Annotated in this window: 22 protein-coding genes and 1 pseudogene; 14 read left to right on the top strand and 9 right to left on the bottom strand. The window is 37.3% G+C overall.

The window, feature by feature from the left end:
* Positions 1-3: 3 nt before the first annotated feature.
* Positions 4-285 (bottom strand): hypothetical protein, encoded by a 282-nt coding sequence (locus QM629_RS15510; protein WP_415160801.1) that lies wholly within the window; start codon positions 283-285, stop codon positions 4-6.
* 784 nt (positions 286-1,069) lie between these two features.
* Between QM629_RS15510 and QM629_RS15515 the strand changes: the two genes are divergently transcribed.
* From QM629_RS15515 to mobC, 5 genes are all read left to right on the top strand, one after another.
* Positions 1,070-2,620 (top strand): reverse transcriptase domain-containing protein, encoded by a 1,551-nt coding sequence (locus tag QM629_RS15515; RefSeq protein ID WP_415160802.1) that lies wholly within the window; start codon positions 1,070-1,072, stop codon positions 2,618-2,620.
* 166 nt (positions 2,621-2,786) lie between these two features.
* Positions 2,787-3,668, top strand: a complete 882-nt coding sequence (locus tag QM629_RS15520; protein ID WP_415160803.1) for a toprim domain-containing protein — start codon at positions 2,787-2,789, stop codon at positions 3,666-3,668.
* 221 nt (positions 3,669-3,889) lie between these two features.
* Positions 3,890-4,279 carry a plasmid mobilization protein gene (locus tag QM629_RS15525; RefSeq protein WP_415160804.1) on the top strand — a complete coding sequence of 130 codons (390 nt, stop codon included), beginning with the start codon at positions 3,890-3,892 and terminating at the stop codon, positions 4,277-4,279.
* Positions 4,267-5,550 (top strand): relaxase/mobilization nuclease domain-containing protein, encoded by a 1,284-nt coding sequence (locus QM629_RS15530; protein WP_415160805.1) that lies wholly within the window; start codon positions 4,267-4,269, stop codon positions 5,548-5,550. The genes QM629_RS15525 and QM629_RS15530 overlap by 13 nt, the downstream gene beginning before the upstream one ends.
* A 16-nt stretch (positions 5,551-5,566) precedes the next feature.
* Positions 5,567-7,558, top strand: a complete 1,992-nt coding sequence (gene mobC / locus QM629_RS15535; RefSeq protein ID WP_415160806.1) for a conjugal transfer protein MobC — start codon at positions 5,567-5,569, stop codon at positions 7,556-7,558.
* 10 nt (positions 7,559-7,568) lie between these two features.
* On the opposite strand, the gene QM629_RS15540 is transcribed toward mobC, so the two are convergent.
* Genes QM629_RS15540 through QM629_RS15550 form a run of 3 tightly spaced genes read right to left on the bottom strand, consistent with a single transcriptional unit; the run spans position 7,569 to position 10,019 of the window.
* Positions 7,569-9,095 (bottom strand): ThiF family adenylyltransferase, encoded by a 1,527-nt coding sequence (locus tag QM629_RS15540; RefSeq protein ID WP_415160807.1) that lies wholly within the window; start codon positions 9,093-9,095, stop codon positions 7,569-7,571.
* A complete protein-coding gene (locus QM629_RS15545) occupies positions 9,077-9,460 on the bottom strand; it encodes an E2/UBC family protein (protein WP_415160808.1) in 384 nt (127 codons plus the stop codon). Before QM629_RS15545 ends, QM629_RS15540 begins: the two co-directional genes overlap by 19 nt.
* A gap of 10 nt (positions 9,461-9,470) precedes the next feature.
* A complete protein-coding gene (locus QM629_RS15550) occupies positions 9,471-10,019 on the bottom strand; it encodes a multiubiquitin domain-containing protein (RefSeq protein WP_415160809.1) in 549 nt (182 codons plus the stop codon).
* 109 nt (positions 10,020-10,128) lie between these two features.
* Here QM629_RS15550 and QM629_RS15555 point away from each other — a divergent pair, with 109 nt between their 5' ends.
* The 6 genes from QM629_RS15555 (at position 10,129) to QM629_RS15580 (ending at position 15,902) form a co-directional block, all read left to right on the top strand.
* Positions 10,129-10,746, top strand: a complete 618-nt coding sequence (locus QM629_RS15555; protein WP_415160810.1) for a hypothetical protein — start codon at positions 10,129-10,131, stop codon at positions 10,744-10,746.
* Entirely contained in the window at positions 10,743-11,156 is a 414-nt protein-coding gene (locus QM629_RS15560) for a hypothetical protein (protein ID WP_415160811.1), read from the top strand. The genes QM629_RS15555 and QM629_RS15560 overlap by 4 nt, the downstream gene beginning before the upstream one ends.
* Positions 11,149-11,943, top strand: a complete 795-nt coding sequence (locus QM629_RS15565) for an ImmA/IrrE family metallo-endopeptidase (RefSeq protein ID WP_415160812.1) — start codon at positions 11,149-11,151, stop codon at positions 11,941-11,943. The genes QM629_RS15560 and QM629_RS15565 overlap by 8 nt, the downstream gene beginning before the upstream one ends.
* Before the next feature lie 79 nt (positions 11,944-12,022).
* The gene (locus QM629_RS15570; RefSeq protein ID WP_415160813.1) at positions 12,023-13,651 is read left to right on the top strand and encodes an ImmA/IrrE family metallo-endopeptidase; all 1,629 of its coding nucleotides are present in this window, start codon (positions 12,023-12,025) and stop codon (positions 13,649-13,651) included.
* Positions 13,633-15,273, top strand: a complete 1,641-nt coding sequence (locus tag QM629_RS15575; RefSeq protein WP_415160814.1) for an adenylosuccinate synthetase — start codon at positions 13,633-13,635, stop codon at positions 15,271-15,273. Before QM629_RS15570 ends, QM629_RS15575 begins: the two co-directional genes overlap by 19 nt.
* The gene (locus QM629_RS15580; protein ID WP_415160815.1) at positions 15,273-15,902 is read left to right on the top strand and encodes a DUF7002 family protein; all 630 of its coding nucleotides are present in this window, start codon (positions 15,273-15,275) and stop codon (positions 15,900-15,902) included. The genes QM629_RS15575 and QM629_RS15580 overlap by 1 nt, the downstream gene beginning before the upstream one ends.
* Before the next feature lie 50 nt (positions 15,903-15,952).
* On the opposite strand, the gene QM629_RS15585 is transcribed toward QM629_RS15580, so the two are convergent.
* The 4 genes from QM629_RS15585 to QM629_RS15600 form a co-directional block, all read right to left on the bottom strand.
* A complete protein-coding gene (locus QM629_RS15585; protein WP_415160816.1) occupies positions 15,953-16,399 on the bottom strand; it encodes a hypothetical protein in 447 nt (148 codons plus the stop codon).
* A 145-nt stretch (positions 16,400-16,544) separates the two neighbouring features.
* On the bottom strand, positions 16,545-16,922 hold the full coding sequence (locus QM629_RS15590) for a helix-turn-helix domain-containing protein (RefSeq protein ID WP_415160817.1): 378 nt from the start codon (positions 16,920-16,922) through the stop codon (positions 16,545-16,547).
* Positions 16,923-16,927: 5 nt separating this feature from the next.
* A complete protein-coding gene (locus QM629_RS15595; protein ID WP_415160818.1) occupies positions 16,928-17,233 on the bottom strand; it encodes a type II toxin-antitoxin system HigB family toxin in 306 nt (101 codons plus the stop codon).
* A gap of 99 nt (positions 17,234-17,332) precedes the next feature.
* The gene (locus QM629_RS15600; RefSeq protein WP_415160819.1) at positions 17,333-18,649 is read right to left on the bottom strand and encodes a phage integrase SAM-like domain-containing protein; all 1,317 of its coding nucleotides are present in this window, start codon (positions 18,647-18,649) and stop codon (positions 17,333-17,335) included.
* A gap of 412 nt (positions 18,650-19,061) precedes the next feature.
* Here QM629_RS15600 and QM629_RS15605 point away from each other — a divergent pair, with 412 nt between their 5' ends.
* Positions 19,062-19,232 carry an Arm DNA-binding domain-containing protein gene (locus QM629_RS15605; protein ID WP_415160820.1) on the top strand — a complete coding sequence of 57 codons (171 nt, stop codon included), beginning with the start codon at positions 19,062-19,064 and terminating at the stop codon, positions 19,230-19,232.
* A 127-nt stretch (positions 19,233-19,359) separates the two neighbouring features.
* Here QM629_RS15605 and QM629_RS15610 read toward each other — a convergent pair whose 3' ends face one another.
* Entirely contained in the window at positions 19,360-20,229 is an 870-nt protein-coding gene (locus tag QM629_RS15610; RefSeq protein WP_415160821.1) for a hypothetical protein, read from the bottom strand.
* 241 nt (positions 20,230-20,470) lie between these two features.
* On the opposite strand from QM629_RS15610, the gene QM629_RS15615 reads away from it, so the two are divergent.
* Both QM629_RS15615 and QM629_RS15620 read left to right on the top strand, forming a co-directional pair.
* Positions 20,471-20,833, top strand: a complete 363-nt coding sequence (locus tag QM629_RS15615; RefSeq protein ID WP_415160822.1) for a helix-turn-helix domain-containing protein — start codon at positions 20,471-20,473, stop codon at positions 20,831-20,833.
* 4 nt (positions 20,834-20,837) lie between these two features.
* Positions 20,838-21,056 (top strand): annotated as a pseudogene (locus tag QM629_RS15620) (IS5/IS1182 family transposase); the annotation flags it as partial.
* Between the last annotated feature and the right edge of the window lie 138 nt (positions 21,057-21,194).

Here is a 21,194-nt window from a genome sequence, read left to right on the forward strand (position 1 = left end):
GGCTCACTTTGATTGCAATTCGTTGAGCTTGCTGTACATTTCCGTTAATCCTGCTTTTTCCAGAATGCTGTCGGTAAGATTATTGAGTTCTGCTATGGCGTCTTTACCTGCCGTTTGCAAGAAACCGCCTTCGCTATCTTTTGCCAATAGCCCCAATTCTATAACCCTGGTTAATAACAGTGCATTTTTACGCGGCATACGCAAATCAATTTTCACTGTATCATTCATGCCCGGAGACGTTAAGAGCGTCTCATAAATAATGCTTACATCTTTTGCTGATAACATACAATAGAATTTTTGCTTCACGAATCTTGTTCACGCTGTAAAACTATTATGCAATAAGTTTTCAAAGAGGATTTTACCTGTTCAGAAATTGAAGGGGTTATTAATAATAAACTAAAAAATCCCGCCAGGACCGGCAGGATTTTTTTCAACCCTAAAGCTTTAAAGTGCTAAAGCATGGAAAACATATTTTGCAAGCAACGTATCTTCATTGATGCATTGTTTATATTTATTACTTATTTTGTGTTAATACCGAGCAGCTGTTAATCAACTTTATATCTAATGCAATGGATTAGCGATTATTTGTAAAGGGGGAAGTATTAACTAATAAAATTGGATTACCCCCGACATACAAAATGTATAATATTGAATTGATGATTTAGATATCGATTTTTTGAAATTTTAAATTTGAAACTATGCTTGACAGCATAAATCCTTGCGGTTTGTATAATATCAAAAGACTAAACGCAATGACAACTTAATAAAAATATGAGATGAGTAAGGTAGGTGAGCCGAATAGTACGTTTTATAGGTTACAGCTAAGCAAGACATATGTTGCTTACGGAACAGCAATTCCAATTATGCAAGAACTGACGAAAGAAAGTTCACGGCATAGATGCTGTTGTATTCTAATGAAGCTCATAATACCATGTATTATTTGTAAAGTTATGAATATAATTCTTCCCAACTTGAAGGGGCAATATTCGTTAAGAGTATTGTGGAATGCATGTATTATTCCATTAAGTAAGGCATGCCCCGTAGTTGCACCTACCCCTCATCTCTATTTATGAATGCGACACAAAAAAGAGAAAAAGATTGGTTTCGTTTAAAGCGCTATCCACATATTGGATTCCCACTACAGCCGAACGATAAAGGGTGGATTGAAAAGTATGTTTCAGATAAGAATAAAATATCGAAGCATGCCTTTTTTCCATTCATTCACAGAAAAACAGAAACAAGAAAGTTTAGAAAAGAAATCTGCCATGATGGTAGTCGTTCAATTTTAAGAAAACCAACATTCAAAGAACGAGAATTATATTATTCTAATCACTTAGATGCAAATATTTACAGTTACTATTCACAACTAATATCAATCGAATACGAAAAAAAGCTGCACGATGCAGGAATCAATAATTGTGTGACTGCATACAGAAGATTAAAGCTAAATCCCAGTATCCCAAATTCGAGAAACAAATGCAATGTTGATTTTGCCAATGAAATATTCTCATACATAAAAAATTCAAGGGAACCGGAATTAGTTGCGATAACTTTTGATATAAAATGTTTTTTTGATAATATTAATCACAAAAAATTAAAAAAGGTTTGGAAGCAAATCGTCCCTGAATTTTCTGATGATCATTATAATGTTTTTAGAAACATCACTAAGTTTTCTTACGTAGAAGAAAATCAAATTTTTGAAGCTTTCAAAACAAAAATCTTAGTTGAGAGGCAACCTGCATTAATTAAAAATAAGAGTGTTGGAAAGAGGTTTTATTTAAGAAATAAAAGAGCAATTGCATTTTGTGAGAATGATGAAATTAAATTTATTAGAAACAAAGGATTAATAAAAGCAAATAAATACGTCTATGATAATGCCAACAAAAAGGTTTTAAAATTAAGGCATAAGGGAATTCCCCAAGGGTCGCCAATAAGTGCTGTTCTTGCAAATGTTTATTTATTTGAATTTGATAAATCTGCAAATGATCTTTTAACTCATTTGCATGGAATTTATAGAAGATATTCCGATGATATGGTCGTTGTTTGTAAATCGGATTATATGAAAACCGTCATAGATTTTTTTACGGATAAAATCAAAGATTACTGTCTGGAAATTCAGGACTCAAAAACACAAATATTTTCTTTCAAATTTGACAAATCCAGTAATCGGTTTATTTGCCGTCAAAAAAATTTGAAAACTAATAAACTTCAGAATAATACAAAGTTTGAATATTTAGGTTTTCAATTTGATGGGAAAAACACACTTCTAAAAAATTCAAGTATTGCCAGCTATTATAGAAAAATGAAAAGAAGTTTTGCAAGAGGAACATTTTACGCTTTTCATAATAACACAAATACAAAAGGGCAACTATTTAAATCAAGACTATATAAAAGATTTACCTATCTCGGTGCTGAACGAAGAAGAATTTATAAACGGGATAAAACTCATAAAGACAGATTTATATTATCTCACAAATTTGATTGGGGTAATTATCTGACATATGCTCAACTTGCTGCTAATATAATTGATGACAATAAAATTTCGAATCAAATTAAGCGACATTGGAACAATTTCCACAAGCTGATAGATAATTTTAAAAAGGGCATTACTGAAAAATGAGTTGGCCGAAATAAACTTCAACATCAATAATCCACAGCTCAGTTAATACGCAACGAATTCATTAATACTATGACTTCTTCAAAAATTGAAGGGGTCATTTTTATTTGTATTGTCATACATACTTTCGATACTGTCATTTGAATTTGTGAACAAGAAAATGTGTGTTATGACAATCGAACAGGCAAAACAAATGGACATGGTAGATTACCTGTCCGGGCTGGGCTTTCAGCCAACAAAAATTTCCGTCAACAGCTACTGGTATCATTCCCCTTTACATGATGAAAAAACACCTTCTTTCAAAGTAAACCGAAGAATGAATCGTTGGTATGATTTTGCAGATGGCAAAGGGGGTAACTTAGTTGACTTCGGTATTTTATTTCACCATTGCAGTATAAGTGATTTTCTGCAGAAGCTGGATAGTCCGGTTATTGCGCTGAAATATCAAATAACGAAACAATCGAACCCGGATAATGAAGGCAATACAATCAGCATTCTTTCCACCCATTCTATCAGTTCTTACCCGCTGTTAAAATACCTGCATGAAAGAAGAATTGCATTACCTGTTGCAGAGCAATATCTAAAAGAAATCCGTTATCAAATCGGCGATAAAACTTACTATGCTTTAGGGTTTAAAAATGATGCAGAAGGCTATGAATTACGCAATGCTTCTTTTAAAGGAAGCAGCTCTCCAAAAGACAGCACATTTATTAATAACGGTGCAAAGGAATTAGCCGTTTTTGAAGGCTTTTTCAATTTCCTTTCTTATAAAAATATGTATTACAATCAGCAGGAGCCTTTGTGCAATTATTTGGTCTTAAACTCCACTTCTTTTTTTGAAAAGAGGCTGCCGAAAATGCAGGAGCATACCTGCGTTCATTTGTTTTTAGACAACGATAGAACAGGACAAAAATTTACACAAAAAGCATTGGATTTGGATAAAGAAAAATTTCGGGATGAACGCCATTTATACCATCGGTATGATGACCTGAATGATTGGTTAGTGCATATCGGATTATCGCAAAAACAGCAGGTCAAACAAAAACTTTAAATCTTCTTTGGATAGCAGACGCTCCAAAAACCATCTTTGAAATAACCTGATAACAATATATAGGAAGATGCCAGCGGTTGAGGCAGCCTGCTTCGCTGCTACCGGTAAAATGTCCCGTTGTAATACAACGGAAATTTTACCGCCATTTCCTCCAAAGTCGGTGGCGGTTATTGGAAAGATTTTGAACAGTGTTTATTTATTAACGAGGTAAAAGAAATGTGATGACGGAAGAAAAAATAAACCGGTCTGAGCTTTTACAGGTAAGGCTTACACCAAAAGAATCAGAAAGGATTCATCAGAAATTTTCTCACTCCACTTGCAGAAAATTTAGCGACTACGTGCGCAAAAAATTATTGGACAAACCCATTGCAATTTACACCCGCAATCAGTCGCTGGACGACTTTATGGCAGAAATGATTGTCTTACGAAATGAACTCAATGCTATTGGAAATAACTACAATCAGATCGTAAAAAGGCTGCACAGTTTACAGCATGTTGAAGAAATAAAAACCTGGTTGTTGCTGAATGAATCAAGCAAGCAAATCCTGCTTAAAAAGGTAGATGAAATCAAATCAAAAATCAATCAAATCAACGAGCAATGGTTGCAGTAATCAAGTCGTCTGCCAGCATCAAAAATGTATTACAATATAATGAAAATAAACTGAAGCAAAATGTGGCACAACTGATCCATTCCGGGAACTATGGAAAGGATACAGAGCAGCTTGGATTTACAGATAAGATCAGGACGCTGGAAAAACTTATTTCTCTGAATGAAAGAACCAAATTAAATGCTGTCCATATCTCTTTAAATTTTGATCCTTCGGAAAAGCTGGATAAAGAAACACTGCAAAAAATTGCAGACACTTATATGCGCAGCATTGGTTTTGGCAACCAGCCTTATTTAGTGTATCAGCATCACGATGCAGGACATCCCCATTTGCATGTGGTAACTACAAATATTCAGCGGGATGGAAAGCGGATTAAAATGCAGAACATCGGCCGCAACCAATCAGAGAAAGCGAGAAAAGAAATTGAAAAAGAATTTAAGCTGGTGCAGGCAGAGGCGCATCATTTAAAACAAGCTTATGAAATCAAACCCGTAAATATTCAAAAAGTACAGTATGGTAAATCAGATACTCGCCGCGCTATCACCAATGTGCTGGACGTTATTCTACCAACTTATAAATACGCTTCGCTGCCTGAATTAAATGCAGTATTGAAACAATACAACATCGTTGCAGACAGAGGCAAAGAAGGCTCACAATTGTATAACAGCAAAGGTTTGATGTACCGGATATTAAATGATAAGGGAGAAAAGATTGGCATTCCCATTAAAGCCAGCCAGATTTATAACAAGCCCACTTTAAAATTTCTGCAGCAAAAATTTCTGCAAAATCAAACAGAAAAACAGAGGCATAAACTGCGGATTAAAAATGCAATTGATTTTTCTTTTGTCAAACGTCCAGAACAATCCCTGCAGGAACTAATAAACGCCCTGCAAAAAGAAAGAATACAATTGGTGCTTCGTCAAAATGATAAGGGTATTATTTATGGTTTAACATACATAGATCATCAAACCAAATGTGTATTCAATGGCAGCGATTTGGGTAAACCTTACAGCGCTAACCAAATCCAGGAACGTTGTAATCAGCAAATGCAGCGTCATGAACAAAAGCTTACACAACGACCCGCGTTCAAACATGCAAACGAACAAAAACAATCTGCACTAACAACTGCAGAAGAAAACGGTATCACTTTTAAAATACCAGGCGTAAAAGAAGTATTTAAAGAACTTATTCAAACAGAACAGGAAGGTTCATTGGCGGCTGAATTGAGAAACGATGAACTGCGCAGAAAAAGAAGAAAAAAATTACATCACTAAAATAAAACAAATAGTTATGACTATGCATACAGGAGAAAATGAACAGGGGTTAAAGAAAGTCATAGACATGACTCGGATGATTGCCATAGCGGTGTTATTGATACACTGCTATTATTATTGTTACGTTGCTTTTGAAACATGGCAGTTAACAAGCAAAATTTCAGACCAGGTATTGAAAAACATCAGCCATACAGGATTATTGAGCGGATTTATGAAATCCAAGTTAATTGCACTGGCTTTTTTGTTATTATCGGTATTGGGAGTAAAAGGAAGAAAGAGCGAAAAATTGAATTACAGGATAGCTTTTGCTTATCTTATTACAGGCTTACTCTTATACTTAACCAGCGGCTTTATTTTATACATTAATAGTTTATCCGCTACTACTTTGGCTGCCGCTTATATCAGCATTACAGGCATTGGTTTTATTCTGATATTAACAGGAAGTGGATTGCTTACACGCATCATTAAATGTAAACTTAAACCGGATGTTTTTAATAAAGGCAATGAAACCTTTCCGCAGGAAGAAAGATTAATCACCAATGCTTACTCGCTTAATCTGCCCGCAAAGTATAAGCTGAAGTCGCAAAAGCGGAACAGTTGGATCAACTTTGTGAATGCACGCAGGGGCATATTAATTATGGGTTCTCCGGGCAGTGGTAAAAGTTATTTTGTTGTTGAGAATTTTATCCAGCAGATCATTGAAAGGGGGATGGCATTATTTGTCTTCGATCATAAGTTCCCTGAGCTAAGTACGCTTACCTATAATTGTTTTCTAAAACACAGAAATAAATATCCCAAAGGCGCTGCATATTATTCTATCAACTTCACAAATCCTGAGCTTTCGCATCAATGCAATCCTATTCATCCTGCAACATTGTTTAATCTAACGAGTGCCATTGAATCCAGTAGGTCTTTACTGTTAAGCATGAACAGGACATGGGTAAACAAGCAAGGCGATTTTTTTATCGAATCGCCCATTAATTTATTGGCGGCTGTAATTTGGTTTTTACGCAAATACCGTGATGGTATGTATTGCACGTTACCACATGCCATTGAACTGCTCCACGTTGAATATGAAAAGTTATTTACAGTATTAAACACAGAAACAGAAATTTCAACTTTAATAAACCCATTCATCCAGCTTTATAAGGATAATGATATGGAAACACTGGGTAACCAGGTGGTGTCTGTTAAGATACCACTCGGAAGAATTTCATCACCGGAATTTTATTACATTCTTTCAGGCGATGATTTTTCTTTGGATATTAATAATCCTGCCAGCCCAAAGATTTTTTGTTTAGGTAATGATCCGCAAAGCCAGGAAGCGCTTGCACCAATCATGTCTTTATATGTGGACAGGTTAAATAAAATCATTAATCAGCCCGGCCAGTATCCCTGCGCCCAGGTGTGTGATGAATTTGCTTCCATACGCGCCACCAGTGTAATGAAAACAATTGCTACCGGCAGATCCAATAACATTATTACGGTTATTGCGGTACAGGATTACAGCCAGTTAAAATTGATGTATTCAAAAGAAGAAGCAGAAGTAATATTTAATATTACCGGCAATATTATTTCAGGGCAGGTGAGTGGCGAAACTGCGAAGCTTTTGAGTGATCGCTTTGCCAAAACATTCCAGGATCGTGAAAGCGTTTCCATTAACAGCAACGATACTTCTATATCAAGATCAAAGCAACTGGAAGTCGCTGTACCTGCCAGCACAATTTCCAGTTTATCATCCGGTGAATTTGTAGGACTTGTAGCCGACAATCCTGATGAATTGATTGAGTTAAAAACTTTTCATGCAATGGTAGTGAATGACCATGCTGCAATTAGCAGGGAAAAGCAAAATTCTTTGCCTTTGCCAACCGTGCGAAAAGTTGACCAGAAAAGTATAAATACCATTCAGCAAATCATTAAGCAGAATGTTCAGGATATAGTGGATGTGGTACTGGAGACAGTGTTGAATGATCCGGAGAGGGCAGGATTTATAGTAAAGCATAAATAAATAGCCTATTTTAAAAGAATTTAATTTTAAATATATTGTCAATCCATATTCTAATTTGATGCATTAAATTAAAAACAGATTGATGCTTACGTTTTTGTTTCTCAACTATCATCATAGCCCTTTTATTTCTAGCATTTGCAGCAGCATCATGCTGTCCATACACTGTAACACCAGCATAATCTCCTTTGCCAACAATCCCTTGAAAAAAGCAATTTTTATGACACATCAATGTTTTATTTATATCCATACTGCCAATCACAAAATGATGCATTTGTTGGCCTACATCATCTATACCAGATGGTGCAATAAAAAGAGTAAGTAGTTGCAATACTTCGAGTGAGGCTAAATGACTACTAAATACAAATACATTCTCATGAGCGTCCATGAAAACAGATTTATCCAAACCTTTTATATATTCTGGATCATCCAGTTTTCCACTCATTTCCAGTGCTGCATTTTCACTTGTGTACTGTCCGAGACATTCTAAACAAGTTCTTCTAAATCCAATGGTCTGCGCTTTCCAATCTGCACCCTTTATAGATGTGTTTTCTTTGTTTGTACGAACCAGAATTCCACCATCAATTACGGGAATCAGGTGTGCATAAGCAATAAAATTAAGTACTTGCCTTGGCCATGGACGATCTACGCAGCTAATCAGAATATCGCAGTTAAGCGCTGCTTCATACCCCTCTTTCTCACAGATACTGTGTTCACAAGCATTAATAACAACAGTGGGAGAACTTGCGCTCCTTTTAATGCCATCGGAGATGGCTAATACTTTTGCACGGCCAATGTCGCTTTCAAAAACATTTGTTAGCCGGTCTAAATTTTTAAATTCAACCGCATCAAAATCAATTAGCGTAAAGTAAACAATACCAGTTCTCGCCAGTATTTCCGCTACAATGCTTCCTACACTGCCAAGCCCAACAATCCCAATCCGTAATCGGGAAAAACTCTCCTGCGTAGAACTGCCCCAAGCAGAAATTGTCCTCAATTGCTTAGAATTATCAAATGTAGGAGACAACAAGGTATCGTTGAAAGTGATAGTCAATTTTTTACCCAGCACACGTACGGTATCGCACCATTGACGAATAAAAGCGCGCCGTTGTTGTGGAACCTTAACCCAATATCTTGCACTCCAGGATTCATCCGAACCAATGGTTAAGCCGACCAGAGGCAATTCAGTCGCACCAAATGTAGCAGGCGCAATTCTCAATTCAGCCGTTACGTCATCCTCACTCATTCCTTGCCAGCCTTTAGCATGGTGGGAATGCAAAAGCATTAGCCCCTGCTTGTTTGCCCGAGCAATTTGTAAGGCTCGTTCAAAATAATGAGGAAGGAATCCAACATTACCATGAACATTCCTTTCCCCTTCTTCTGGGAAAATAACCTGTGACAGGATTGCTGTACTTCTGGATGCGCCTGTACTGGGGACATAAGTCGCAAAACAAAGGTCTTCCTGGCCATCGGTGCGCACAAGATGGGTAAATAATTGCTGATGTAAGTCATCCCTGATAATTACACTGTAGCTACGCATGGTATAGTTGCAAATAGGTTATTAATATGAGCCAAATAGATCTTTACTGTCTTGTTTGTGCTGTTCCAATGCACCGTAAAAGGCCTACTCCAATACTGCCACTCGGCACCCAAAGGGCTATTATGTATAGCTCCATATGGGTGACATCCGCCTCCACCAGTAACGGGTAGCAAATGAGGTTTAAAATGGGGGCCTGGTGGTGGAGACATTGGGAAACTATCGTTGACTTGAAAAGCCATCATTACCCTTTGGCCTCGAAATCGGCCTACTGGAATTTCAAATTCGACGCAAAGAAAGCCAGGTGCAGGCTCAAGCACAGTGTAGCCAAGAGCCTGCAACTGATTCACAAAATCTGATTTTGCCATACCAATAGCTTTAAGATACGGGAGTCTCTCCTCTAAATATGGATACAAATTTTACTGCAGGACACACCATTATAATTGGTACGTTGGGGGTGTCAGCAAAAGATTGTTGACTGCCGTCTGCGTTGATTCTGACCAAATAATAATCTTTCACGGGCGTGATACCTGCCGCTTCCAGAATCTGGTTAGGCGTCATGGCTTTTAAATCAGTAGTTTCCGGCTCATTATCAACGAAATAGTGGAAAATTTCTGTGGACTTAATAATAAAATGTTCAATACCGGGCTTCGCCAGATTTACACGCTCCTGAAGATCGATTTTCTCAAAATCGCAGTCTTTTTGTTTTTGATACAGCCAATAACAGTTGACATAGGTTATTCCAGCTTTCTCAAGGATTTCGTGACCAGAAACAAACTGCTTAAGGAAAATGTAATACTCTGTGCCAATTCTGACGCGATACCATTTGCCTTCTGACGGGATTTTTCCATCCTTTGTAAATTGCTCAATATCGATAGTATCACATTGATGTTGAGCATCTTCTAGTAATTGCTGTTCATTTTTCATTGTATAAAAAATTTATTTTATACATTAGTATGTTGATGAAGATTGTTTTTTTGCAGGTGACTTGTAAAAAAATATTGTTCGCCAACATATAACAGTAGATACTACGCTCATGAGTACAAAACAATTCTGTATCGATGAAATTGCCTGGGAGGATATTCTTTTGCGCCTCACTGCCTTCACTAAATCCTGGACAAATGGTCGTGCATGGTTTCGGGGTGAAGAAACCAGCACATTTATAGAAGGGAAGAAAGTTGAAGATTATGTATATGAAGCCATAGGTAGATTTTTAGAATCACCACAGAAATATGACCCTAATAAAGGCGAACTGGTGGATTATCTGAAATATCAACTGGTTCGTACCTTGGTTGGTAATGATCTGAGAAAATTAGAAAACACGCAAACGGCCGATATTTTCGCCTATGATGATTTTTCAGATGAAGAAGAAGAAAGTTCTCCATACTCAGAACGAGTAATGCCCTATACAGCGGCCATCTTTCCAGACGATATAGATTACGCCGCCATTAAGACTTATATTGAAAGTGAAATTCAAGGTGATAAGGATACTGAAAATGTGTTTCTCGGAGTATATATTTCAGATATGAAACGAAGAGAGGTAATAGCCGAATTCAATATGACGGCGGCTGACTTTGACAATGGGATGCGCCGACTTAACACTGTTTTAAAAAGAGCAGCTTTACATTTCAACGATAAAAGGTCAAAAGTATGAGTAAACAAAACAATCAATACAAAAAGGACCTTGCGAAGTTTTTAATTAGAAATGCAGAGCAAGATAGCAGAGATGAGCAAGCAGCAAAAGATTTCCTTTTATCTGAAGACTTTAATGTAGATAAGTTAATTATTGATGGTCTTAAAAGAATAAAAAAGATGCAACTGCTGATCAATGCACGAAGCACGGAACTCGAAATGGAGGAAACAACGCAAGCAAAATCGGAAGCCATTGCATGGGTAGATGATCTATTAAATAAGCAGAACTTTTCGATTGTAGAATTGGTACGAACTGAAGAATTGTCTCTGAGTTTTAGAAACCTGGACAGCATGAATGAAACCGATGTGCGAGATATACTTATACGGCATTTCACTTTGAAATTTATGAATAAGGGGAAGAGGGATGAATAATAAATTTCATTATACGGCTACAGAAATCAAAGCGAAAAAAGTACTGGATGATTGTGGACTGACCGATCCTACAGAAATATCGCTTCCAATCATTATAAAAGGTCGAAAGGCATTTTATGAAGAAGTTCCATTAAAGGGCAGAGAAGGGGAAATAGTATCAGTTGGTGACCGCTCCATTATTAGTATTAATTCCGACATTCTGTTTGAGACAAAAAAAAGGTTTGCTGCTGCTCATGAGTTAGGGCATTATGAGATGCACCGGCACATCAGGCCAGTTTTTTCGGATACAGAAGAAGAACTAATGAGTTGGTATCGTGGAGGGACACACGAAATAGAAGCTAATGAATTTGCTGCGGAGTTTTTAATGCCATCTGAGTTATTCCATAAAGAGTGCGAGCGCAAAAAGTTTGACCCTAAAATAATAAACCAACTATCTGATCGGTTTCAGGTTAGTAAGACTGCAACTATTCTACGTTTTGTAAAAAGAGGTAATCACCCCATTTTTGTGATGTATTGCAAGGACGGGAAAATGAAATGGTGGAAAAAATCGGAAGATTTTTATCACTTCAGTGTTTTTGAATACGATGCCCCTCCGCCATCAGGCTCTGTAGCGTATGAAATCATATTTGGAAATAAAGCGTACTCCAGCGATGAAGCCAAGCAAGATATATGGAAATCAGACTGGTTTCAAATGAAAAGTGATAGAGAACAAGACACGAGGTTTTATGAGTATTGTCTTTTTGCGAGATCATTTAACTACACGTTAAGTGTGATTTGGGAAAAGTAAAGTTTGATACAACTCAAACTAAATTCAGTGAGAAGTTGATGGATTTAAAACAAGTAGTTAACGATTCAAAAGAAACACTATGAACAAAGATATTATTTTTGATAAGAATACATTTATCAGGATCATTACATCCAACGTTGAATATAATAGCTCATCAGCATTACGAGCGAGAGAGTATTTGAAGGAAGAAGGGTTCGATCCTGATGAAATTGTAACCAATGGACTAAACAAAATAAAAGAGTTACAACAGCGTCTTAAGAAAAGTGACGTATCCATTGAAGGGCAGCAACCAAAATTGCAAGAAACAGAAGAATCTCCGACAACGACGCGAAAAAAATGGAATCATCATTCGGTGGTGAAATTGATGCGAGAATCAGGCAATGATGATCCACTGGAAGAGATTAAAATGAGAGCACGGAATTTGGTATTGAAAGCCTTTGAATTAGGGTGGGAAGGTCCACCATATAGCCCTATTCAACTGGCGGAATTTATCGGTATTGATGTTAAGCCTAATGATTCAGTGATTGATGCACGCATCATTCCTCAGAAAAAAGGTTATCAAATCCAATACAATCCTTTTCAGCGGCCAACTAGAGTAAATTTTTCTGTGGCACATGAGATAGCGCATACATTGTTTTCAGATTGCGCAGAAGCTATCAGGAACAGAGAAACTGAACCAATAGAAAATAGACAATTGGAGCAACTATGTAATACAGCAGCGGCAGAGATTCAATTGCCCTACGCAATTTTTTCTCATGATGCCAATGCGGCACCACCTTCAATAGAAGGTCTGATAAATCTTGCTACTAAATATAAAGCTTCGCTTGAATCTGTTTTTATCAGATACGCCGAAGTGATAGATAAGCCATGTGCTGTTCTGATCGGTATATTTCAGACTGAAAACAAAATTGTTATTGACTATCACAAAGTTTCTAAAAAGTTTCCGGTCAACGTACCTGACTATTTTGAAATACCCGGTACTTCGAAGGCTTACGAATGTACATCGCCAGGCTGGACAGCGAGGGAACAAGCTTCTTGGAATTTTTTCGATGGTGCTACTTATAATATCTTCACTGTTGGAATCTCGCCCTATCGACGAGACAAAAAGCCACGAATCGGGATATTGGTATTGCCAACGGAGTCAGTTGATCTATCTCCCGATGCCGGAAAAATCATATTAGAATTTGGCGACGCAACAAAACCCAGAGGAAAAGGTAGAAAAATTATTGCGCAAGTAGTAAATACAAGCGCTGCGCTTGGACGTGGTTTCGGTTATTCACTCGCGAAAAATTATCCAATTGTAAAAGAAGAATTGAAACGATGGCAATCAAATAAAGCGGAATTCGTCTTGGGAAAAACCAATCTTGTAAAAATCAGCGATGAACTGTATGTTTTTCAAATGCTCGCTCAAAAAGGCATATTTCCTAAAGGGAACGAGATACCCTTAAAGTATAATGAATTAAGAAAATGCCTTATTGAGCTTAGGGAGGCCGCTAAGGAATTGAATGGTTCTATACACATGCCGGCAATTGGCTCTGGTAATGCAGGTGGTGACTGGAATATCATTATTGGAATGATCCATGATGAATTGGCTGGTTATGACTTGAAAGTGAATATCTACCTTTTTCAAGGAAAGCCGTTTAATCCAAAAGAGAAAACTACTCTTACACTTTTTAAAGAAGATTCAACATGGGGGACAGAAAAGTAATCCTTGTATTAAGTGGTGAAATCTGTACCGGCAAAAGCACGTTGGCAGACAAACTCGAAAGTGTTTTTGGTTTTAAGCATTGCAAGACTAAGGAAGGATTACTTTTCTTGGCGAAAAAAAAACTTGATGGCAAAGTTCCTGAAAGAGGTTTTCTTCAAAAATTTGGTGAACAGTTGGATACAACCGGAGACGGTAAATGGGTGTTAGAATATTTTCAGCACTTGTATGCAAAGGACTTTGATAGCGAAAAGTTCTATGTAATAGACTCAGCAAGAATATTGAAACAAATTCAGCACATTCGAGAGGCGTATAGCTATTTTGTATTTCATATTCATTTGGAAGCTTCTAAAGACAGTCTGGAAAAAAGATTTTATCAACGTGGAGAAATTAGAGAGCTGCCGGAGGCAGAACAAAAAGCAAAATATGAAAAATACAAACAGGATCCCACCGAGCAGCAAGTCAATACACTTAAAGATGAAGCGGATTTAGTTATTGACACCGACAAATGTAATGATGAGGATGTTTTTATTAGAGTAGCAAGCTTTTTCAAACTTTTACCTTCTACTCATAACGAACTGGTGGATGTCATTGTTGGCGGTCAGTTTGGATCAGAAGGAAAGGGACAAATTGCCGCTCATGTGTCACCTGAATATGAGTGCCTGATGCGCGTTGGCGGACCTAATGCAGGGCATACTGTATTCGAAAAACCTTATAACCATGTTTTTCACTTATTACCCTCGGGAACCTACCGATCGCCTAATTCCAAACTTCTCATAGGCCCGGGAGCAGTATTAAATTTAGGCAAACTGCTGGAAGAAATTAGAACTTTTGGAATAGAAACTGGCCGTTTAGTAATTGACGAAAACGCTGTAATTATCTCGCAAAAAGATATTGATGAAGAACAAAAAATCAAAGATAAAATCAGTTCCACTGGTCAGGGAGTAGGATTTGCGACGGCGACCAATATTGTTGCCAGGCTTTATGAAAATGATAACCACAAGGCAAAACACTTTCTTAAAGAGTTACGCCCTTTCCTAGGTTCTACAGCAAATGAATTGGAAAACTTATATAAAGAAGGGAAAAAGATACTTCTTGAAGGTACTCAGGGTACAGGACTTAGTTTGCATCACGGCCTATATCCACACGTTACATCTCGCGATACTTCGGCGTCAGGTACACTCTCAGAAGCGGGAATTTCACCTCGTCGGGTACGAAAAATTATTATGGTAACCAGGTGTTATCCAATACGTGTAGGAGGAACATCCGGGCCCTTCATGAGCAATGAAATTAACATGCAAATAGTAGCAGATAGATCAGGAAAGAATGCGGAGGATCTGGTAAAAAAAGAAATTACAACCACTACAAAGAAAAATAGACGGATTGCTGAATTTAGTTGGTTAATGTTTAGAAAAGCTTGCGAGTTAAATTCGCCTACAGACATTGCTCTGACTTTCACTGATTACATTTCTGTAAAAAACGAAAAAGCTCGCCGTTACGAAAATCTCACGGATGAAACACGTAGATTTATTGATGAAATTGAGCGTTGTTCTGGGGTACAAGTATCTCTCATTGGAACTACTTTTGATTACCGAGCTGTGATTGACAGACGAAATTGGAAATAATGGATATAGAAAAATTTATCGAAAAAAGGCCTTATTTATATCATTTGACAAGTAATTCTAATGCTAAATTGATTATCGCTGAAAAACGATTATATAGCGCTAATGAGTTAATCAAAATGTCAAAAGATAAGCAACATCTTCCTGTTCAAAGAAAAAAACGAACCAATCATTATCCGTTATTTATTAATGGCAACACCTATTCTTTAAGAGACCAAAAACCAATATCGGAAAAAGCCTTGACGAAATGTCTGACAGATGGTTGGGAAGTCGGCGATTTCCTGTATCATTTAAATGAACGTGTTTTTATGTGGCCAACTTTAGATCGTTTATGGAGACATTTTAACAGGTACAAAGAAGAAAAACCAATTATATTCCAGTTTCCAACGAAAGATATATTAAATCTTAACCCTCATTTTCTATTTTGCCGACTTAATTCGGGTGCAACAAGAGCCAATTCCTATTTAGGAGGTAAACCTCCAACACGTGGCAAACAAACTTTCTTACCAGCTGATCAGTTTTTATATGCTGTGAGAGAAGTGGCTGAAGTTACTTTTCCTGGAAACTGTGACATCAATGTAGATTTTGCTTATAGTTCATTGCCGGACGGTAAATATAAAAAAGGAGATTAAGTTTAAAACAGAAATAGCAAATCTCTGAGCATATTGTTTATTTATAATGCTTAATCGCTATCAAAGGAATGAATCAATTGCACGTAATGCAAATTTAAATCAAATGAAATAAGAGCCACATTTTGCATCTTTGCATCAATAGAACTTTCAGTTAATAATTCCGATTCAATAGTGGATTTATCTTTTACCTTTTTTATCCCTGATTTCAGCAATCCGTATATCTTATCACCGCCTTTTAATTCGACATAAGCGGCATGCATTAATTCATTCCGATAGAGGCGCATATTTTGTACCCTTTCAATAACGTTTTTAAAACTTTCCGGCCCGAATTGAACACCTTTTTCGTACCACTTCGCGGATTCATTACAAAACATCCGGCAGACTTTGTCAAGCAATTGTTGGTTAGTCTCTTTTCGTAAGGTAGTGGTAGTAGTTGGCCAAGATTTTCGTTCGGGATCTTTAATGAACCAGCCGATATTTCTGATTTGTTTTTCCATAAATTGGAAACAGACAACAAATTCTCCTATCTTTTGATATAGCTTATTAATATTACTCTTGATCATTTATTTATATTATTAAAATAAAACAATCAGTTGATAACAAGCCTTGTTTCTTTGAATGAAGAAAGATTAATTCAAAAACTCAAGCATGCTCCAATAAAAAATTTGCATCAATGTTTAATACTTTATGTACGCCTTTCAAAAAAGGTAAATCGGGTTTACGTTTTCCTGATAGAATTTCTGATACCTTCGATTGCCCTAATCCAATTTCAGTAGCAAGTTTTGTTTGGGTTAGTTTGTTTTCGAACATTTTCAATTCTACAACCTCAATAATGTTTTCGGGATTCTTTTTGGGTTTTAGACCCAATACTTCATCTTCATACTTTTCAGCAGCAGCAGCCATTGCCGCAAGTTTTTTAAGCTCCGCTGCAGACAAATTGGATTCACCCTTATCCATTAGCTTATATATTGCGAGCATTGTTTCATGATAGACCTTCTTGGAATTAATTTCGTATTTCATATTCACTACTTTTTAAAAGTAATTTTATCCGCCTTAATTTTATCGTATTCTTTATGAGTTCCTATAAAAAGAATAAATACCGTCCTCACTTTAAAAATAATCAAGGCAACCAAACGGTATTGATTCCCTTTAATATCAAAAATGTATCGGTCGTTGCCAACACTATCAGTTGTATTAAACGTTTTCTTTACCTCACTAAAGCCCTTCCAGTTTGCAGCCTTTGTATCATTATACCACTTCTCCAGAGCACTCTCAACATCCGGGTGCTTTTGAATGAATGCCTGAATGGTAGCTTTAGAAATAATTACCATTTTTTACAGTATTTCAAAATTAAATAAAAATTTTAATTATAGATAAATAATCTAATAATTAGATATTTTATCTATTTTATTGTTGTCAATACATCCATCCTATGCTACCAATACCGGTCGGTTATCCCAAATCTTCTTGATCATTTGCGCCTTTTGTAAAGCGTCTGCTCTTATGTATCTTCTAAAGGCTCTTTCTGTTTTATGACCGCTAATCGCCATAATTAAAATAATTGGTGTACCATCAAGAAATTCGTTTGTGCAAAATGAACGGCGACAGGTGTGAGACATTACCCACGCATATTTCGGCCTTATTTCTTCCACCATTTTATTGCCACGCTTATAGGTGAATTTGATTAACTGGTTAATGCCAGCCATGCTTGCTACTTCTTTGATATAAAGATTAAAATCAGGATTGCTGATTGGCGGCATTTGCATGTTGTATTTTTTCAATATTTCTTCTGTTGTGGGTCGCAGAGGAACAACAACCCGGTCGCTTGTCTTTGTCTGGGTTACGAATAACATACCATCTCGGATTTCTTCAGGTTTCACCTTGGAATAATCACTAAAGCGAAAACCTGTGAGGCAGCCGAGAACAAATTCATCTCTTATTTTTTCATGAATCGGGTAAGCGGAAAGATCTAGTTTATATATAGCGGATATTTCCGCCCAACTGAGATAAATGGCATCTACTTCTTCTTCCATACTCTTGTAAGCAGACAAATCAATGGGTGGAATGATCTTTTTATTTATCCTATTTGTAAGGAAAATCTTCAGCCATTTGATCGTTTTCCCAAGGGCGTTAATGCGCAACCCCTTGATAACTTCTTTTTTTCTTTTGAGTTGATATTCGTAAGTGAGGTATTTGAGAAAGGATGTATAAAAATCAAAATCGAAACTATCGAAAGTAATAGGCGTATTTTTAAATCCTTCAATATTTTCTTTTCGATACGTTTCAAAGCATCTTAAATGCTCTTTCATTGTACTGATTACACTGATAGTGGATTGGCTCACTTCCGACTTCCTTTCTTCAATGTATAGGTCTATCTGACGAAAAACATCGAGTTCATCCTTATGATCCTTCATCTGCTCTATCGTCCATTTATCAGACAATGGCAGGTTATCATGCAGGAACTTGATGGGGCAAATGTTTCTTTTCTTGGCGCTTTTTACCATATCCTCCGCTTTGCGGAGCTTATCGGTAAGTCGTTTCTCCAGGTCTTCTACATTGCCATATTGAGGAGGTAGTTTGCCAGATATTCTGCAGCTCTTTTTGTTCCAATATTGAGGAGGTATAGCAATACCTGTTCCGACAACGGCTCTTTTGGTAGCTGAATGGCAATACTGAATAGAAATTAAACGGGTTCCATCACTGCGCAGCTTTCCTTTCTTCACAATTAACTTGATAGGTTGACGCATAAATTGGTCTATTTATAGTCTATAAAAACCCTATCAATTACATTAAAGGTAGGAAGAATGCTAATGTCTAAAAGTTATAATGAAATAAACATCAGCCATTTGATTTAAAGTTGTATAAAGTAGATTATGGAGTCCAAACTGGTCTCCCCAACCGTCCGGTCCGCAAAATAGTATATTCAAATCTATCAAAAGCTCGCAAACTCAATGGTGGCGGGCTTTTTTATTTTTTCTCCTTCCCAAAAAGTATCAAAAAATCTCAATTCCCGGTGTTCCATTCGGTTACCCAGACTTTTTCGGATTTCGGGTAACCGAATTTGGCTGAAACCCGCGCCAGGCAAGCAGTCCATTTAATGGACATCTTGTCTGGGGTGTTCTTAAAATTTATTTTTAACCTCAAAAGAAGGAGGAAAAGATGGAAACGAAATTGAGCATTCTTTTTTACAGCAAAACATCCAAAACTACTAAGGATGGACTGGTACCCATTTACCTGCGGGTTACCATTAATGGCGCCCGCTTTGAACAGGCTGTGATGGTTGCGTATGCAGCAATGAGTAAAAAAGTAAAGAATATTTTTCTCACATAAGATTTTTTAATAGTGGGAGAATGCATAGTTTTGTTTGGTAATTATCAACATGGGCAGTTTTTTTCTGCCGGGTATAAGCGCATACCCGTATTCCCCTAATGCCTTTTGCAAAGCAGCTATGTTTTTTTCAGGTAACGTAATGGCAATGGCGCTGCTCACCAGGTTCATGCAGGCTATCTATAATGACGGGCGGCATTTCCATATCAGCCAATACACTATTTATTTGTGTAATAAACTTAGCGCTGCTGCTGCCTTTGCCAATGCTGATTTTAGCCCCGGCACTCGTTGTTGTGTTAGGTGCTTCATGGCTGCCTGATGCCTTCACCAAAAACCAACAATCGGTTTCTCTTTCTTCTACCTGTGCATGGCAGCCGGTGTACCTGTCCAAATCCTGCTGCATTAATATTTTCCTCTTTCGCAGAGCATAACCGGCTGGTAGCGTAATCTCGTACGAAAACAACCATTGGGCATTCCAGTTTTCATGTTCGGTCTGCATGTTAAAACTGTCTTTTACAGTGGAAATAATCCTGTTGCGGGGAATGCCGTAGGCAGTTTGGTACAAAAGAAACAAGGGAAGGTTAACATAATAAAAACGTTGGGTATTGCCTATTGTATTGCTACCCATAACAGACGGTACGCCAGGCAGGTAATGCGCCATAATACTACGGCTTATCAGGTGGTTAATGCTACCACCGTTGCCTGATTCAAATAAAGCAATATTTCGGTTAAAACTAAGTTCATCCTGCTTGTAAGGCAGGTTTATGGCTTTCCCTTCCAGATACAGATTTATGTTTGATGCAGTTACTTCAAACTGGCTTGTAACGGCTATAACATTGCAGCCGCTGTTTAGCCATACCTCATGTGGCACAATAGTGTGAGGAAATAATTTGCTTAAAGCTGTATCCCCTGTTATAAAAGGCAGTTTAATACCTTGTACTTTATGATTGCGTTGCAAAAAAAGTTGTACTTCTGCGGCTGGTTCACTGCTTATTACCATAACTTGAAGTTTGCCATTATAGCTTTTTTGCAATGAATCAAGCCGCGGTAATTCAGCAATGCAAGAGCCACAATAAATAGACCTCTTGCATTAAACGATATTGACATGTGTTGAAAAATTGGTTGGAGAAAGGAGCAACAGTTGATAGAAGAAAGGGATGATATGGAAAAATATACCAAAGACAATCACCGGTGGGCAATTTCGTCGCTTAACAGGTGTGAAACGAAGCACATTTGAGAAAATGTGTTTTGTCATTAAAACGGTAAAGGCACAAAGGCGCAAGCACCCCAATCGTGGCAGGGAAGCCAAACTGTCTGTAGAAGATCAATTGCTAATGATGCTGATGTATTACCGGGAGTACCGTACATTTATGCATATAGCAACAGATTATGGCATCAGTGAATCACAATGCTGGCGTATTGTAACCAATCTGGAAGATATCCTTATTCAAAGCAATGCGTTTTGTTTACCAGGCAAGAAAGCATTGACAAAATCCAGCGTTAAGTGGCCGGTGGTATTAGTGGATGTGGGAGAAAGCCCGGTAGAGCAGCCTAAAAAAACAGCGGCAGTATTATTCAGGGAAAAAGAAAAGGCACACGCATAAAACGCAGTTAGTGGTAGGCAAAGATGGAAGAATTATTTGCGTGCAGATAGACAAAGGCCGCAAACACGATTTCAGGGTGTTTAAGGAAAGCAGGGTGCATATTCATCCTGCTATAAGAACTGAAGCAGATTCGGGATACCAGGGCATAAAGAAGTATCATAGTAACAGTGAAGTGCCGTATAAGCACAGCAAGAAAAAGCAAGATTCAATTTCAAGCGGGTAAAAATAGAGAGATGATTGGGTTTAAAAAGGTAGTGTTTATTTCTTTGTGTAAATAGCTTATTAGTAGCTGTATAGAGAGTTAACCCGCGGGCAGGTGAAGTGAAGTGAGGCGTAGCGGAGCCGAACGAAGCGAACCTGC

Origin of the sequence: Parafilimonas sp., assembly GCF_047606085.1 — a bacterium.
In the GTDB taxonomy this organism is placed as follows: Bacteria; Bacteroidota; Bacteroidia; order Chitinophagales; family Chitinophagaceae; genus Parafilimonas.